This is a genomic window from Rhizobium sp. 268 (genome assembly GCF_036571585.1).
Lineage (GTDB): Bacteria > Pseudomonadota > Alphaproteobacteria > Rhizobiales > Rhizobiaceae > Rhizobium > Rhizobium redzepovicii.
Genome location: NZ_JAPPSO010000017.1, coordinates 55,231 through 69,279, shown reverse-complemented (window position 1 = coordinate 69,279; position 14,049 = coordinate 55,231). Strand labels below are relative to the sequence as shown.

13 protein-coding genes are annotated in these 14,049 nt (G+C 63.2%); 4 read left to right on the top strand and 9 right to left on the bottom strand.

Annotation, left to right across the window (positions count from 1 at the left end; translation table 11 throughout):
• Positions 1 to 2 precede the first annotated feature (2 nt).
• Genes OS035_RS27740 through OS035_RS27725 form a run of 4 tightly spaced genes read right to left on the bottom strand, consistent with a single transcriptional unit; the run spans position 3 to position 6,828 of the window.
• Complete coding sequence (locus OS035_RS27740; RefSeq protein WP_183777597.1) at positions 3 to 2,072, bottom strand: hypothetical protein; 2,070 nt, start codon at positions 2,070 to 2,072, stop codon at positions 3 to 5.
• 1 nt (position 2,073) lies between these two features.
• Positions 2,074 to 4,887: a DUF4159 domain-containing protein gene (locus tag OS035_RS27735; protein ID WP_183777598.1), complete on the bottom strand. Its 2,814-nt coding sequence runs from the start codon at positions 4,885 to 4,887 to the stop codon at positions 2,074 to 2,076.
• Entirely contained in the window at positions 4,884 to 5,804 is a 921-nt protein-coding gene (locus OS035_RS27730) for a DUF58 domain-containing protein (protein ID WP_097626666.1), read from the bottom strand. Before OS035_RS27730 ends, OS035_RS27735 begins: the two co-directional genes overlap by 4 nt.
• Before the next feature lie 13 nt (positions 5,805 to 5,817).
• A complete protein-coding gene (locus OS035_RS27725; protein ID WP_003593035.1) occupies positions 5,818 to 6,828 on the bottom strand; it encodes an AAA family ATPase in 1,011 nt (336 codons plus the stop codon).
• 158 nt (positions 6,829 to 6,986) lie between these two features.
• Between OS035_RS27725 and OS035_RS27720 the strand changes: the two genes are divergently transcribed.
• From OS035_RS27720 to OS035_RS27710, 3 genes are read left to right on the top strand one after another with little or no spacing between them, the layout of a single operon-like run.
• Positions 6,987 to 7,610, top strand: coding sequence for a DUF1285 domain-containing protein (locus OS035_RS27720; protein WP_097626668.1), 624 nt, complete (start codon positions 6,987 to 6,989; stop codon positions 7,608 to 7,610).
• Positions 7,607 to 8,257 (top strand): CoA pyrophosphatase, encoded by a 651-nt coding sequence (locus tag OS035_RS27715; RefSeq protein WP_097626670.1) that lies wholly within the window; start codon positions 7,607 to 7,609, stop codon positions 8,255 to 8,257. Before OS035_RS27720 ends, OS035_RS27715 begins: the two co-directional genes overlap by 4 nt.
• Positions 8,254 to 9,519, top strand: coding sequence for a CCA tRNA nucleotidyltransferase (locus OS035_RS27710; RefSeq protein ID WP_331814269.1), 1,266 nt, complete (start codon positions 8,254 to 8,256; stop codon positions 9,517 to 9,519). The genes OS035_RS27715 and OS035_RS27710 overlap by 4 nt, the downstream gene beginning before the upstream one ends.
• Here OS035_RS27710 and OS035_RS27705 read toward each other — a convergent pair whose 3' ends face one another.
• The 3 genes from OS035_RS27705 to hemF all read right to left on the bottom strand — a co-directional run bounded on the left by OS035_RS27705 (position 9,520) and on the right by hemF (position 11,105).
• Entirely contained in the window at positions 9,520 to 9,705 is a 186-nt protein-coding gene (locus OS035_RS27705; protein ID WP_003593041.1) for a DUF1059 domain-containing protein, read from the bottom strand.
• Between the two features lie 115 nt (positions 9,706 to 9,820).
• Positions 9,821 to 10,090: a hypothetical protein gene (locus OS035_RS27700; RefSeq protein WP_064840017.1), complete on the bottom strand. Its 270-nt coding sequence runs from the start codon at positions 10,088 to 10,090 to the stop codon at positions 9,821 to 9,823.
• Positions 10,091 to 10,193: 103 nt separating this feature from the next.
• A complete protein-coding gene (gene hemF / locus OS035_RS27695; RefSeq protein ID WP_097626673.1) occupies positions 10,194 to 11,105 on the bottom strand; it encodes an oxygen-dependent coproporphyrinogen oxidase in 912 nt (303 codons plus the stop codon).
• Positions 11,106 to 11,283: 178 nt separating this feature from the next.
• Between hemF and OS035_RS27690 the strand changes: the two genes are divergently transcribed.
• Complete coding sequence (locus OS035_RS27690; protein WP_003565536.1) at positions 11,284 to 11,544, top strand: hypothetical protein; 261 nt, start codon at positions 11,284 to 11,286, stop codon at positions 11,542 to 11,544.
• Positions 11,545 to 11,547: 3 nt separating this feature from the next.
• Here OS035_RS27690 and OS035_RS27685 read toward each other — a convergent pair whose 3' ends face one another.
• Positions 11,548 to 13,194, bottom strand: coding sequence for a Na/Pi cotransporter family protein (locus OS035_RS27685; RefSeq protein ID WP_131711510.1), 1,647 nt, complete (start codon positions 13,192 to 13,194; stop codon positions 11,548 to 11,550).
• A gap of 192 nt (positions 13,195 to 13,386) precedes the next feature.
• Positions 13,387 to 13,848 (bottom strand): tRNA (cytidine(34)-2'-O)-methyltransferase, encoded by a 462-nt coding sequence (locus tag OS035_RS27680; protein WP_097626677.1) that lies wholly within the window; start codon positions 13,846 to 13,848, stop codon positions 13,387 to 13,389.
• Positions 13,849 to 14,049 lie beyond the last annotated feature (201 nt).

The following is a 14,049-nucleotide window of genomic DNA, read 5'->3' as shown; positions in this document are numbered from 1 at the left end:
GATTACCGCCCCTCGCGCCACCACATGGTTCCGAAGGCCAACAGCAGGATGCCGACGCCGGCAAAACCGGCAAAGAGCGGCAGCGTGTTGATGCCCTTCAAGACCGTCTCGCTGGTCATGCGAATCATCATGCGATCATTGTCGGCGACGCGGACCTGGCCGCGTACCGGCAGGATCGGCGGCACGCTGATCCTGCCGTTTTCGTTGGCGACGCGGGTGACGAGACCCTTGCTTCTCTCGGTGACCGGCTTCAGCACATCGGTCGTCGAGATCATCGCCTTGAATTCCGGTGCGTCGACGGCGCCGATATGGACAAGCGTCGACAGCTTGCCGTTGCGGATTTCGAAGAGGCCGATTTCATCCATCCGCTTCTCGGCCTTGTAGAGCCCCGGTTCGGCCTGGGTGAGCGGCAGGGTTTCGGTCTTGCCCGAGGGGTAACGCACGGTGGCGTTGCCCGGATTGTCGCCGATCGTCTGGCGCGTGACTTCAAGCGTCCGGCCGGCGGCGCGCGCCGTCAGCGCTTCTTCCTCGAGCGCCGGCTCCTTCATCAGCCAATGGGCGATACGGCGATAGAGCGAAACGTTCGGTCCGCCGCCTTCGAAGCCGCGCGCCCAGAGCCAGCCCTGATCGGAAAGCAGCATGGCGACCCGGCCCTGGCCGGCGCGGTTCAGCACCAGCAGCGGGTGGTTGTCAGCACCGAGCATGATCGTCTCGCCCTGCGGCCGATCGACATCGACGCTGCGGAACCAGCGGCCCCAATGCGGCGGATCCTCGCCCGAACCGTCCAGGCCGCGGGTGACGGGATGCTTGCGGCCTTCCTCGGAGAGGCGCGGGTAGAAGGCCTTTTCGATCATCTCTCCGGTGGGCGTTGCCGGCAGGACCGAGGAAAGCGGCGTCAGTGCGATGGAGTCGGGGCCGGCATGCTCGGGACCGGCGGCGATCAGCAGCGCGCCGCCATTGTCGACATATTGGGCGATGTAATCGTAATAAAGCAGCGGCAGCACGCCGCGGTGCTGGTAGCGGTCGAAGATGATCAGGTCGAAATCCTTGATCTTGTCGACGAAGAGTTCGCGCGTCGGGAAGGCGATCAGCGACAGCTCGTTGATCGGTGTGCCGTCCTGCTTTTCCGGCGGCCGCAGGATGGTGAAATGGACAAGATCGACCGAGGCATCGGATTTCAGCAGGTTGCGCCAGGCGCGTTCGCCGGCATGCGGCTCGCCGGAGACGAGAAGGACGCGGAGATTCTGGCGGATGCCGTCGATGACGTGAACGGCGCGATTGTTGGCAGTGGTGACCTCGCCCGGAAGTGCGGCAACGGAAAATTCGAGCACGTTGCTGCCGCCGGCCGGCACCTTGAAGGAGAAGGGCGTATCCTGACCGGGCGTCGCCTGAAGGGTGGCGATCTCGTCACCGTTCAGCTTTACCGTGACATTGGCCGTGCCGCCGGGGCTCGGGCCGTCGTCGAAGACGCGCAGAACGACCTGCTGCTCCTCATTGACGATGCCGAAGCGCGGCCCCTTGATGACTTCGATGCGGCGATCGAATTCGTTGGCTTTGCCGGTGATGAGGCCATGGATCGGCGCATCGAAACCGAGCGCCTGATTGGCGGCCGGAACATCGTGAACTTCACCATCGGTCAGCATGATGGCGCCGCCGATGCGGGCAGGCGGAACATCGGCGATGTTGGCCGACAGCGCGTCGAACAGGCGCGTCGACGGCACATCGGAATTGACGTCGCCTTCGACATCGACGAAGCGGGGCTCGATCTGGGGGAAGCGGGCGAGCTGCCCCTTCAACGCCGCCAGCGCATCGTCGGTCATCTTGACGCGATCGGGCGTCTGCTGGCTCTGGCTTCGGTCGACGAGAACCGGGACGATCGTCGACAGCTGATCCCTATCCTCCTGCAGCAGCACCGGATTGGCAAGGGCGGTCAGCATGGCGAGCGCCGCCAGCGTTCTGATCCAGGCGCCGCGAATGCCGCGCCAGATCGCGAAGGCGGCGATGATGACGCTGACGGCGGCCAGTGCGGCCAGAACCGGCCAGGGCAGGAAAGGCGAAAAGTCGAAGGTCATCTCACTGTCCTAACCGTTCGAGAAGGTCGGGAACATGGACCTGGTCGGTCTTGTAGTTGCCGGTCAGCATATACATCATGATGTTGACACCGGCACGGTAGGCATATTCGCGCTGCGCTTCATCGGACGGCACGGTCGGCAGCATCGGCACGCCGTTATCGTCGACTGCCCAGGCGCCGGCGAAATCATTGCCGGTGATCAGGATCGGCGAAACGCCGTCGGCCGTCGCAGCCGATTTTTCGGTCGCTTCGCGGCCACCCTGCCGAGCCTCGATCCAAAGCGGGCTGCCGGTGTAACGGCCGGGAAAGCTCGACAGGAGATAGAAGGATTTCGTCAGCACGTGGTCCGATGGCACCGGTTCCAGCGGCGGAATGTCGAGATTGGCGAGGATTGCCTGCAGCCTCTGGCCGTTGGCGCTGATATTGCCGCCATTGTCCAGGGAGCTAATCTGATCGCGCGTATCGAAAAGCACGGTGCCGCCGTTGCGCATATAGGCGTCGATGCGGCTGATCGCCGCCGACGGCGGCATCGGCGCCGTTGCCGAAACCGGCCAGTAGATGATCGGATAGAAGGCGAGTTCGTCTTTGGTGGGGTCGATGCCGACGGGCGGCGCCGGCTCCAGCGTCGTGCGGAACGTCAGGAACTGGGTAAGGCCCTCGAGTCCGCGCTCGGATATCTCGTCCACGTCCCGTTCGCCGGTGACGACATAGGCGAGATGCGTATTGTCGAGCCTCTGGAGAATGAGGTCGTCGCCGGGCTGCGAGTCATCGGCATGAAGCATGCCGGGTTGCACGAGGAAGCCGACACTGACCGCAATGGCGATCATCGCCGCTGTGCGGGCAGCCGGGCGCAATCGTGAGAACGCGCCGTTCATGAAAAGGACGACCAGACTGTCGGCCAGCAGCAGCAGAAAGGCTGCGAGAAAAAGCACGGGCTTTGCCGACCAGCTCTCGCCGCCAATCAGGCCTTCGCGCACGGCATTGGTCCCGGTTGTGTCGAGCGGCGTCAGTTCGGCGTCCTCAGGCAATACGTTCAGGGAGGTGAAACCGTCTTCCGAACCGTAGAGCCCGGGCGGGTTGTCGAAATTCGCCGTCGGTTCGGCTCCGGCCTGTGGAATGAGGGGTCGCGCCGCGCCCGTCTCGGAGACGAGCGTGCCCTTGGCCGTCAGCATCCGGAATGGCGGCAGGGTTTCGGAGACACGCGCATTGCCGCGCGCCTCCGACGTGACGCCGCCCGAGCGCGATATTTGCAGGAGGTGGCGCAGCATGTCGACGAAAGTGCCTGAGATCGGCAGATCGGACCAGGTCGCTTCCGCGGTCACATGAAACAGGACGATCTGTCCAGATGCGAGCTGCTTCATCGTCACCAGCGGCGTGCCGTCAGCCAGGCTCGCCCAGGTGCGTTCGGCAAGATCGGGCGTCGGTTCGGCAAGCACCTGCCGCTTGACGACGACATCGGCGGGACGCGCTATGCCGGCGAAAGGCCCGAAACTCGGAAATTCGGCGAGCGACTGCGGCTCGCTCCAGGACAATGTGCCGCCCAGCGCCCGCTCTCCCTGGCGCAGGATGACGGGGATCAGCGGATCGTCGGCAGGGGCTGCGGCCATGCGCGGACCGGCAAAACGCAGCAGCATGCCACCATTCGATATCCAGCGCGTCAGCGGTTCGTAGGTTTCTTCAGGCAGACGGCCGATATCGGCCATGATGATGATGGAGGGATTGCTGGCGAGAAGTTTCGGTATGGCGACCGAAAGGTCGGAATCGCTGGGCTGGATCAGATCCGCATAGGGCTGCAGCGCCCGCTGGATATAATAGAGCGGCGAGAGCAGCGGCTGGAACTCATCCCCGCCTTCACCAGACAGCAAGACAACACGGCGGCGCTTGAATGCATCGTCGAGCAGGTGAACGGCGCCGGCCGTTGCGCCGTTGTCGACGCTGACGCGGGCGAAATCGTTGCGCATTTCGAAGGGGGCGGTGATCGAACTTGTCGCCACGCTCTGGCCGGGGCGGAAATCCACCCTGCCGTTGGCAATCGAGCGCCCCTGGGTATCGACCGCATTCAGCGCCACGGATGCGGCGCGCGAACTGTTAAGCCGTGTGACCTTGACGGTCATGGCATCGGCCGCATTGTTGGCCGCGGTGATCGCGACCGTCCGTTCGGCATCGCCCTCGATCAGGCGGAGATCGGCGGGCTGGAGTTCCGCGAGCCTTTGCACCGTCGCGTCGTTGGCCTTGACAGCGGCGCCGTCGGTCAGGAAGGCGAGGGTCCCGGGTTTGACGCCGTTCAACGCCGCGCGCAGCGCCTGGAAGGCGCGCTCGCGGTCCGGCACCAGCGGTCGCGGCTCGGCGGCGCGCAGCTTGTCGCGGGCGGCCGCGGCGGTGCCTGGAACGGCGTTGTTGGTCGGATCGGCGGTGAAGGCGATCGACACCGGCGTGCCGGCGGATTCGGCGTCGTCTATCAACGCGTCGGCCGTCTGGATGCGGCGCTCCCAGTCTGGGGCCGCCGCCCAGCTGTTGTCGACGAAGAGGACGAGCGGGCCGCCTGAGGCGAGCGAACTGGTGCGCGGATTGAAGACCGGATCGGCGATCGCAAGAATGACGGTGGCGGCGAGCAGCATGCGCAGCAGCGTCAGCCACCACGGGCTCTGCGCCGGCGTCTCCTCGCGCTTCAAAACGGAGGCGAGGATTTTCAGCGGCGGGAAGACCTCGGTCTTCGGCCGCGGCGGCGTCAGCCGCAGCAGCCACCAGATGACCGGCAAGGCGACGAGTGCGCCCAGAATGGCGGGAAAGGCGAAAGCGAAAGGAAGGGCGTTCACAGCTGCCCTCCATGCGTTGCCTTGGCCGGCATGCCGGAAAGGTACATGTGCACCGCGACCAGCGCCTCCGAGGCAAGATGATCGGTGCGGTGCGTCGCAAAGGTCCAGCCGAGATGGCGCAGCGACTGGCCGAGGCTGTCCCTGCGGGCGAGGTAGGCATTGCGATAGGCTTCGCGGATGTGTTCGGCGCGGCCGGAGATGAGCTTGGCGCCGCTCTCCGGATCGGTGAATTCGGTGCGGCCGCTATAGGGGAATATTTCCTCGGCGGGATCCGATATCTCGACCACGTGGCCGCGCAGGCCGCGGCGGGCAAGCGGGCCGAGGCGTTCCATGATCGCCGGTGCATCATCGAGGAAATCGCCGATGAGGACGAGGTCGCTCCAGCCGCGAATCATTGCCGTTTCAGGCAGACCGCCGGTCAGCGGCGTGTGCATGAGCGCGGCCGCAAGACGCTCGGCGGCATTGCGGGTGGAGGCGGGATCCATGATGCCGGGGCAGCCGATACGCTCGCCGGAGCGGGCGAGTATCTCGGCCAGCGCCAGCATGACGACCAGCGCGCGACTTTCCTTGGAGACGCTGCCATAGCTCGACTTGTACATCATCGAGGGCGACATGTCGCACCAGAGCCAGATCGTGTGGGCCGCTTCCCATTCGCGCTCGCGCACATAGGTATGATCGTCGCGGGCGGAGCGGCGCCAATCGATGCGCGACAGGCTTTCGCCCTCGGCATAGGGACGGAACTGCCAGAAATTTTCGCCGATGCCGCGCTTGCGGCGGCCATGCCAGCCGGCGATCACCGTATTGGCGATGCGCTTGGCTTCCACCAGGCAGTCCGGCACCAGGGCGGCCCGCTGCCTGGCGCGGGAAAGGGCATCGCTGCCTGACGTCGGATTGACGATCTGTCCGATAGATGCCACGCGTCCGGCTTCCTTATCCCTTTGCCTGCTTGACCAGTCCGGCGATGACGTCGCGCACCGACATGCCTTCGGCGCGGGCGGCGAATGTCAGCGCCATACGGTGCTGGAGAATGGGTTCGGCCAGCGCAAAAATATCGTCGAGCGAGGGCGCCAGGCGGCCTTCATAGAGCGCCCGGGCACGGGCGCAAAGCATCATCGCCTGGCCGGCGCGAGGACCCGGACCCCAGGCGACGTTCTTGTCGGTCGATGCATTGCCCTGGCCGGGGCGGGCGGACCGCACCAGCGCCAGGATGGCGTCGACGACCGTGTCGCTCACCGGCATCTGACGCACCAGCGTCTGGATCTCGATCAGCCGCTGCGCGTCGATGACGGCTGCCGGCCGGGTTTCTCCCAGACCCGTCGTCTCGAGCAGGATCTGGCGTTCGGCGGCGAGCTCGGGATAGTTGACGTCGACCTGCAGCAGAAAACGGTCGAGCTGGGCTTCGGGCAGGGGATAGGTGCCTTCCTGCTCGAGCGGGTTCTGGGTGGCGAGCACATGGAAGGGCGCCGGCAGGTCATAACGCTGGCCGGCGATCGTGATGTGATATTCCTGCATGGCTTGCAGAAGCGCCGACTGGGTCCGCGGCGAGGCGCGGTTGATCTCGTCGGCCATCAGTAGCTGAGCGAAGACAGGACCCTTGACGAAGCGGAAAGACCGGCGTCCACTGTCGTCCTGATCCATCACCTCGGACCCGAGAATATCCGAGGGCATCAGGTCGGGCGTGAACTGGATGCGGTTGGCGGCGAGGCCGAGGACTTCGCCGAGTGTCGTCACCAGTCTGGTCTTGGCAAGGCCGGGAACGCCGACGAGCAGGGCATGACCACCGGAGAGCACGGCGAGAATGGTGTTCTCGACGACGCTTTCCTGACCGAAGATCACCTTCGAGACCTCTCCGCGGATGGCGGCGATATCGGAGAGCGCCTTTTCGGCGGCGGCGACGATTGCCTTTTCATCGAGGCTGGCTTCGGTCTTCATCATACCCATAGGCATCTCCAACGGCTGAAATCATTCGGCAGCGAATCGGCGGACTTATACATGTGCCTCATACTCGATAGAGTTATGGAGATGTGACGGGCTGACAAGTTCGTTGCGAATGACTATCTCGTGACATCACTTCGTTAAGGACAAACCGGGACGGAAGAATGGCAGCCGAGGAAATCAGCGGACAGGCGGATGCGGCAGGACTTGCCGCCATGATTTCGCGCGCCTCTGACGAAAGCGGCGGAAAAAAACGCGGCTTACCGCCGGTCGAGCGGTGGAATCCGCCTTTCTGCGGCGATATCGATATGGAGATCAGAGCCGACGGCACTTGGTTCTACATGGGCACGCCGATCGGCCGGCCGGCGCTGGTGCGGCTGTTTTCGACGGTTTTGCGCAAGGACGAAGATGAGAAGACCTATCTTGTAACTCCTGTGGAAAAGGTCGGGATCAGGGTCGCCGACGCTCCCTTCATTGCCGTGGAGATGAGTGTGACGGATCGGGAGGGTAAACAGGTGCTGACATTGCGAACCAATGTCGGCGATGTCGTGGAGGCGGGAGGACAGCATCGGCTGCGCTTTGCCATTGCGGACGGCAACGCCGAACTTAAACCCTATCTGCATGTGCGCGGGCGGCTGGAGGCGCTGGTGTCGCGTGCGGTGATGTATGAACTGGTCGCGCTTGGCGAGATTCTCGACGTGCAGGGACGGGCGATGTTTGCGATCCGCTCCTCTGGCGAGGTTTTTCCTGTCATGCCGGCCGACGAACTGGATGCTCTTTGCCGATGAATGATGCGATCACCCACCGTTATCCGCTGTTCTCCGCAGCCGAATTCCGCCGCCGCGCGCTCAACCAGAATGGCGGACCGGTCGACCATGCCTGGCGCGATCACGGTGATCATGTCCTCAATCCGGATATCGTCGCCGAGGTTGAGACCTTCAAGCTGCGCGACGCGGCCGTGCTCGTGCCCGTCGTCGATGCCGGTGACGAGGCGCACGTGATCTTTACCAAGCGAACGGCGACGCTGCGCAAACATTCCGGGCAGATCGCTTTTCCCGGCGGTTCGATCGATCCGGCCGATATCTCACCTGAGATGGCGGCAATCCGCGAGACGGAAGAGGAGATCGGTCTTTCCGGTTCCTTCGTCGAGACCGTCGGGCGGCTGCCGAATTATCTTGCCTCGACCGGCTTTCGCATCACACCGGTCCTCGGCGTCGTCTCGCCGGGCTTCGCACTGACGCTGAACCCGGCCGAGGTGGCCGACGTGTTCGAGGTGCCGCTTTCTTTCCTGATGGACCCTGCCAACCATGCCCGCGACAGGCGTGTCGTCGACGGCGTCGACCGGCATTTCTACCGGATGCCCTATGAAACCAGAATGATCTGGGGCATCACCGCCGGCATCGTCCGCACGCTTTACGAAAGACTTTATGCATGACCGGTGTTGCCGACCAAGCATGGTTCCGCGACCCGGCGCTCGGCCGCATCCTGGAACTCCTCAATGCCAATGGTGGGGCCGAGGGCGGAGAAGCGCGGGTGGTCGGCGGCGCGGTGCGCAACAGCCTGATGGACCTGCCGGTCAGCGATATTGACATCGCCACCACGCTCAGGCCGGAGGTGGTGATGGATCGGGCGGGCGCGGCCGGTATCAAGGCGGTGCCGACGGGCCTGCAGCACGGCACGGTGACGCTCGTCATTGATGGCAAGCCTTTCGAAGTGACGACGCTTCGCACCGACGTCGAGACCGACGGCCGCCACGCAAAGGTTGCCTTCAGCACCGATTGGAAGGCCGATGCCGAGCGGCGGGATCTGACCATCAATGCGCTTTATGCCGATGCCAAAGGCGAGGTGGTGGATCTGGTCGGCGGGCTTGCCGATATCGAGAGACGTAACATCCGCTTCATCGGTGACGCGGCAAAGCGTATTGCGGAAGATCATCTGCGCATCCTGCGCTTCTTCCGCTTCTTTGCCTATTACGGCTCCGGACGCCCGGATGCCGAGGGACTGAAGGCGTGTTCGGCGGCGCGTTCGAAGCTGAAGACGCTGTCGGCGGAGCGGGTCTGGTCGGAGCTGCGCAAGCTGCTCGGTGCTGTCGATCCCGGCCGGGCGCTGCTCTGGATGCGGCAGGTGGCAGTGCTGACGGAAATCCTGCCGGAATCGGAAAAATGGGGGATCGATGCGATCCCTTCGCTGGTCGCCACTGAAAAGGCGCTCGGCTGGACGCCGGATCCGCTGCTGCGGCTTGCGGCGATCGTGCCGCCCGATGCGGCGCGGCTGGAGGCACTGGCAGCCCGGCTCAAGCTTGCGAACGCGGAAGCGGCTTTCCTCAAGGCCTGGGCAATGGCAGCACCTGTCAATGACGACATGTCGTCGGCCGCCTTCGAACGGTTGCTCTACCGCAACGGTGCCGACGGCATCACGACGCGGCTGAAGCTGGCGCTCGGCGTTGCGCGGGGCAAGGCTGAAGGGGATTTCGACGAAATGGCGCGGTCCGCCCGGCTCACCAAGCTCCTGGATCAGGCCGCGAACTGGAAGAAGCCGCAATTTCCGCTGAACGGCGGCGACGTGATGTCTGCGGGAATTCCGTCCGGCCCGCGCGTCGGTGAGCTGCTTGCCGGCCTGGAAAACCAGTGGGTGGAAGAAAATTTCGTTTCCGACCGGGCGGCGCTGCTCGCCCGGCTGCAGGAACGAGTGCAATAATCAGGCTGCGTTGACCTCGTCTCGGATGCGAGACTTGATATTATCCACCATGTTCTCGCGGATCGTGGTTTCGCCGTGAGCATTTTTCAGGTGCTCGACGGCGCGGCGGACCACCTCGGCGTCGCTATCCGCCCGTGTATGCCAGGCGCAGCCCGGGACGAGAGTGCCGCATTCGAAAAGTCGCATGGTCTTCTCCTCTGTTTAAAACACAAAGACGATCGCGCTTCTCACGCGATTTATGAATGTGCGGGGGGAGGGAAGGTTCCGGCCGGCATCGATATGCCGGCCAGTAGAGGCCGTGTCAGTCGGGCATCGCCCAGGCTTTGTAGGTATCCGAAAGCTGGCCGGGCATGTTGCTATTGGCGGCCGCTGCTTCGTTCTGCAGCTGTTCCGGGGATTTTCCGCCGGCCAGCTGCAGCTTGACCTGCTCGATGAAGCAGGACAGCGGCAGATCCGAGCCGCTCTTGGCCCGCAATTTCTCGGCGATGCGTGTCAGAAACTCGGATGTGTCGATTGTGCGGGATGTTTCCTGGACATCCGTGGACGCAGGCGAACCACTTTGTATCGTCATGACAATCCTCCTCCGATTGTTACGCACATACATATAAAGTTAGGACGCGCTTAATTTTCGTGAAGGTCAATCAACTCGAATTTATCGACGAGATATCACAGTCTCATGGCCAGCGGACGACGGGGGGCAAGGACGAGAGAATGGATTCAACGTTGCCGCCGGTCTTCAGGCCGAAGATCGTACCGCGATCATACAGCAGATTGAATTCGACGTAGCGGCCCCGGCGGATCAATTGTTCGTCGCGATCGGCCTCTGTCCACAGCTTATTGAAGTTGGACCGGACGATTTTCGGATAGACCATGGCGAACGCCCGGCCGACATCGCGGGTGAAGGCGAAATCGGCGTCCCAGCCGCCGGCATCCTCGCTCGAATACAGCCAGTCATAGAAAATGCCGCCAATGCCGCGGGCCTCGTTGCGATGCTTCAGGAAAAAATATTCGTCGCACCAGGCTTTGTAGGCATCGTAATCGGCGACGGCATGATTGCGGCATGCGATCTCCATCGCCTTGTGGAAGAGCTGGCTGTCCTCGTCCTCCTGGGTGCGGCGGCGCGACAGAACCGGCGTCAGGTCGGCGCCACCGCCGAACCAGCGGCTGGTGGTGACCACCATACGGGTGTTCATATGCACGGCCGGAACGTTGGGATTGACGGGATGGGCGATGAGCGAAATGCCCGAGGCCCAGAAACGCGGATCGTCCTTGGCGCCGGGTATCTGCGCCCGGAAGTCCGGGGAGAATTCGCCGTGAACGGTGGAGGTGTGGACGCCGACCTTCTCGAAGACCCGGCCTTCCATCATCGACATGCGGCCACCGCCGCCGGCGCCGTTTTCGCGCGACCAGTCCTTGGCGGTGAAGCGGCCGGGCTCCTGATCGGAGAGCGGGCCTTCCAGCTCGTCTTCGAGGGCTTCAAAGGAGGCGCAGATCGTATCGCGCAGTCCTTCGAACCAGTTGCGGGCGGCGGCCTTCTTCTCTTCGATATCCTCAGGCAAGCCGATCGGCAGTTCCGGTCTTTCCATGTCGCGCCTCCGGCGGTCGGCATCTGCATAGGAAGCGACTCGCTCATTCTCGATTACCCGCCCCGTTTAGCAGGTGGCCCCGCGTCTCGCCAAGCCAAGGCGGCACGCCCACGCGCTTCCAAGATTCGACTCGCAAATCCCGAATTTCGATACTACCTTTTCCGAAGAGGTAGGTTTGATGAAAAAAGTTCCAGGGCCTCCGTCCTTCGACGGCCTGAAGCGCAGGATAGCGAGACATCGGGCGGAAACGTCCTCCCGGCGGAAAGACCATTTCGTGCGTGAGACATATTGCCTCGGCCTTCTCGATGCACGCGCCAAGGCGCGCGAATGGTTCGACGAATATCCGAAAGCCGCCTACTGGACCGAGGTGGAAAGCTGGCGTCAGCTCGACGGCGACCAGATCGAATTCACCATGCGCCGCCTGCCTTCGGCCGATTGATCGTCACTCAGCCGCCGGCCGCACGCGACTTTCGATCAAGAGGCCGCTCTCATCCATGATCGGATGCGCCACCGAGACGATGTGGGCATTGATGCGCTTCAGGTCGCGCAGCATGTCGAGATGCAGCGAGCTCGTCTGCAGGCTGTCGGCGCGGCCGTCGCGCAAGCGTTCGAGATGGCGCTCGGCCGACTGCTTCTCCATCCGGCGCACTTCGACCTTTACCTCCATCATCTGCCGCGCCAGATTGAAATCGCGAGTGACGAAGATCGTCTGGGCGACGCGCAGATTGTCGATCGTCAGATCGAACAGCTTGCGCAGTTCCTGATGGCCGTCGTCGGAAAATTTCAGGCCGAGCGAGATCTTCTTCGCCACCTCTTCCCGCAAGCCTTTCTCGATAATGTCGCCCATATGTTCGAGATTGATCGCGTAGTCGATTACGACGATTGAGCGGCGGGCGTTTTCGTCGCTGAGACCTTCGCGGCCGAGCTTCGAGAGATAGATCTTCACCGCCTGCTGCAGCCGGTCGACGCGCTCCTCGAGCGCGGGGATTTCAGCAAGTTTGCCGGAATCGTTCTGTTCGAAGGCTTCTGAGACCCTGACCAGCATGCGCTCGATGAGGTCGCCGACGCCGAGCACTTCGCGGGTCGCGCTGGTGAGCGCGATGACGGGTGTCGAAAGCTCCTGCGCATCGAGATATTTCGGGGCGTTGTCAGGCTCCGGCTGATCCGGCACCAGCCGAGCCATCAGGGTGGCCAGCGGCCGGGAAAAAGGCCAGGCGAGTGCTGCGAGCAGAAGGTTGAAGGCGAGATGCGCGTCGACCGGAAGCTTGGCCGGACCAAAGGGCAGCATCTGGATGAGTTCGGCGCCATAACCCGCCAGCGGTAGGGCGATGAAGCATCCGAACGCGCGCACTGCGAGATTGCCGAGGGTGACGCGCCGCGCCGAAACCGGGCCGGACAATGTCGCGATAACGGGCGGGATCGCACCGCCGAGGTTGGCGCCGAGCACGAGCACGATGACGAGTTCAGCCGAGACGAGGCCCGCTGAGGCGAGCGACAGGATAAGCACCACCACTGCCAGGCTCGATGAGGAGAGGAAGGCAAGGGCCGCCGAGAAGAGCAGCGCTACGGGCAGCGCGCCGTCCAGCAGGCCGATAAAGGCGGCGAGAGCGGGGGAGGCGCGCATCGGTTCCGTCGCGAGGCCGAGCAGATGCAGCGACAGCAGCATCAGCCCGATGCCGATCAGCGCTGCGCCGCCGCCCTGGCGGGTGCTGGAGCGGCCGCGGTAAAGCACGATGCCGGCCAGGATCAGGAGGGGCGAGAGCCATTCGATGCCGGTGGCGACGATCCAGGCGGTGATCGCAGTGCCGACATTGGCGCCGAGCAAGACGATCTGCGCCATGCGCGGCCTGATCAGATCGCGCTCGACGAAGGACGCGGTCATCAGCGCCGTCGCCGTGGAGCTCTGCAGTGCAATAGTCGCGACGAGACCGGACAGGAAGGAACGGAAACCGCCACGCGTGCCGGTCGCCAACCCCGTTCTCAGCCGTGCGCCGAAGGCCCTGGACACACCGTCCTTCACCTGCGCAAGTCCGAACAGCAGCAATGCCACGGCACCGAACAGGTTGATCATGATAATTGTGGAATCCATTTTCTTGTTTTTATTCTTCCTTCCAAAGAGGCGAAGCTAACGAGATTTGGGCTGTTCCAACCGCTTGGAATCGTAGGAGCAATGCGATCTTTTTGATTGCCCGGCTAATAAATATACGCCGCTTTGGCGGATTGGCAACGTCGTTTTGCGACATATTCGGGAGCTGATAGTCGTGGCGTCGAACCGATACAGTTATGCCCAGACCGTCTGGCGCATCGCTTCGCCGACGATCATGGCAGCCGAGACGGCGACGTTGATGGAGCGCTGTCCGCCGACCATCGGGATCAGGATGCGGGCATTGGCTCTATCGTGCACATGATCCGGCACCCCGGCGCTTTCGCGCCCGAAAAGCAGGATGTCGTCCGAACGGAAGACCAGATCGGTGTAGCGATCGGCCGCCTTGGTCGAGGCGAGGATCAGGCGGCGGCCGGTCGTGGCGCGCCACGCCTCGAAGCGGTCCCAGTTGACATGGCGGGTCAGCGCGGCGGCGGCGATATAATCCATGCCGGATCGTTTCAGGTTGCGATCGGAAACGTCGAAGCCGGCGGGCTCGATCAGATCGACCGCAAAGCCGAGGCAGGCGGCAAGACGCAGGATCGTGCCGGTATTGCCTGCTATATCCGGCTGGTAGAGTGCCAATCTGAGGTCGGTCATCACACGCTGCTTATTTCGCTAGAACGGGCAAGACCTAAAGCAACTGCCATTTCGCCGCAACTGCGCGTTTTGGCCGAGAAACGTTCAATTTACGCCATTATAGGGCTGGAAATTTCGCCATTTTCGCGTTATCCATGCACATCTTTAATCGCCAGCAGGGAGGGCCGTCATGAATATTTTGCTCGATATGCGCTTTCCCGC